The organism is Streptomyces minutiscleroticus (assembly GCF_014650875.1).
In the GTDB taxonomy this organism is placed as follows: domain Bacteria; phylum Actinomycetota; class Actinomycetes; order Streptomycetales; family Streptomycetaceae; genus Streptomyces; species Streptomyces minutiscleroticus.
Genome location: NZ_BMVU01000168.1, coordinates 1 through 2495, shown reverse-complemented (window position 1 = coordinate 2495; position 2495 = coordinate 1). Strand labels below are relative to the sequence as shown.

The following is a 2495-nucleotide window of genomic DNA, read 5'->3' as shown; positions in this document are numbered from 1 at the left end:
CCAAGGCGCGGAGTCTGCGGCGCATGACTGAACCTCGTTCTCCTGGCAGGGAATGCGTCGCACGCTCTCGTCCCGAGCGTACGACGCGCTGAGGAAGTGCGGTGGTACGACCACCCCTATCAGCGCTCCCGCTGAAGCGCTGACCGCGGGCGCCGTTCAGGTCGTACTTGGCTGGCGGATCACCGGGTTCGTGTACTCCGCAACGGCCGCGAGCGTCCGACGACGAGTGACTGGTTGATGAGTCCATGACAATGCCATGTGAGGGCCTCCTCGGCTTCGTGGAGTGCGGACCGGTTCCCGCTGCTCGAAATATCGAACACAGGACGGCTGGTCGAGCAATCTGGATGTTAGGAGGCCCACGCACCCCGTCAATCCCTCTCGCATGTTTCTTCTGTTCCATCGAAACATTTCGCAATGCCCTGGGGTTGCATCATTGCGGGTCGGCGGCCGGATGGCGGGAACAAGCCGACTTCGCGGCATCGCCGATCGCGCGGCGAAAACGATCCTGCGGGCACTGTTGACATGTTCAGCCACATCTCTAGGCTCCGTCGGGCCGCGAAGTTTCCGAACGGTGCTCGAAATTTCGGACCTCATCCTCTTCATCTTTGTGTGCTGAAGGAGTCCCTGGTGCCCAGACGATCAGGCGGACGACTGCTCCGCCTCCTCACGGCCGCCGCGCTGACAGTGGCCGCGTCCGTGACGGTCTCAGCCGAGTCCACTGCCTCGGCCGCACCGGGCAGTCCGGCGCTCACCCCACCGCTGGGGTGGAACAGCTGGAACAGCTTCGGGTGCGGGATCACCGAGACCCAGGTGCGCCAGGCCGCAGACGCGATGGTGTCCTCGGGCATGCGGGACGCCGGCTACCGGTACGTCGTGGTCGACGACTGCTGGTTCGACCCGCAGCGTGACGCGGCGGGAAACCTCCGGGCCAACCCGGCCAAGTTTCCCAGCGGGATGAAGGCGCTCGGGGACTACATTCACGGCAAGGGCCTGAAGTTCGGCATCTACCAGGCGCCCGGCGAGCGCACCTGCGCGCAGGCCACGGGCGCCTATCCGGGGTCCACGGGCAGCAGGGGGCACGAGGCCCAGGACGCCGCGGCATTCGCCTCGTGGGGCGTCGACTACCTGAAGTACGACTGGTGCTCCCCGAGCGGTACCCGTGACGAGCAGGTCTCGCGGTTCACGCTCATGCGTGACGCCCTGCGCGCCACCGGGCGGCCGATCGTCTACAGCATCAACCCCAACAGCCTGCACGCCATCACCGGGGCCTCGTACGACTGGGGCCAGGTCGCCGATCTGTGGCGGACGACCGAGGACCTGCTGGACATCTGGCAGAACGGCAACACCAACAGCTATCCGATGGGCGTCGGCAACGTCCTGGACGTCACCGCGCCGCTGGCGGCGCAGTCGGGGCCAGGGCACTGGAACGACCCCGACATGCTGGTCGTCGGCCGCCCCGGCCTGTCGCTGACCGAGTCCCGCTCCCATTTCGCCCTGTGGGCCCTGCTGGGTGCCCCGCTCATGGCCGGTAACGACATCCGAACCATGTCCGCCGACGTCAGTGCGATCCTGCGCAACCCGCGTCTGCTGGCGGTGAATCAGGATCCGCTGGGCGCGGGCGGGCACAGGGTGCGCGACGACGGCGCCACCGAGGTGTTCGCCAAGCCGCTGTCGGACGGTTCGGTCGCGGTCGGCCTGTTCAACCGCGGCGGCGGCACCGCGACGGTCACCACGTCGGCGGCGCAGGTCGGTCTCTCCGGCGGGCCGTTCACCCTCACCGATCTGTGGACCGGCGGCACGTCGAGCACGTCCGGGCAGATCTCCGCGAGCGTCCCCGCGCATGGCGTCGCCGTGTTCCGGGTGACCGGCGGCAGTCCGCTGACCGCCACCACGTCGCGCCTGCGGGGTACCGCGTCCGGCCGCTGCGCGGACGTGGACAACGCCTCCACCGCCGCGGGCGCCACTGTGCTGCTCTGGGACTGCCACACGGCCGCCAATCAGCTGTGGACCACGTGGGCAGGCGGCGAGATCCGCGTCTTCGGCGACAAGTGCCTGGACGCCTACGAACAGGGCACCGCGAACGGCACCCGGGTCATCACCTGGCCCTGCAACGGCCAGAGCAACCAGAAGTGGACCGTCGGCGCCGACGGGTCGATCCGTAACGTCCACGCGGGGCTGTGCCTCGACGCCAACGGCGCAGCGACCACCAACGGGACTCCACTGGTCCTGTGGTCCTGCAACGGCCAGGCCGGCCAGAAGTGGTCCCGCGTGTGAACGAAGCACCGCCGCCCCGAGTTCCGCGGAGTCGGGCCTTGTCCCTTGTGAGTGGACACCCTTCGTATTGTTATGCGGCAAGTGTCAGAGTAGCTGACTGCTGCTCGTAGACGATCGGAGCCTATTGTCCGTTGGCCGCGTGCCGTCGGCGGGTGTTGTAGCGGGCGATCCAGCGGAAGACGGCCAGGCGGCAGTCGCGGGCGCCGTCGAAGCGGCGGGCG

The 2495-nt window shown here is 68.2% G+C and carries 1 protein-coding gene; it reads left to right on the top strand.

The features are described 5' to 3' along the window. Positions 1–627: 627 nt before the first annotated feature. On the top strand, positions 628–2274 hold the full coding sequence (locus IE271_RS40660; protein ID WP_190195446.1) for a glycoside hydrolase family 27 protein: 1647 nt from the start codon (positions 628–630) through the stop codon (positions 2272–2274). Positions 2275–2495 lie beyond the last annotated feature (221 nt).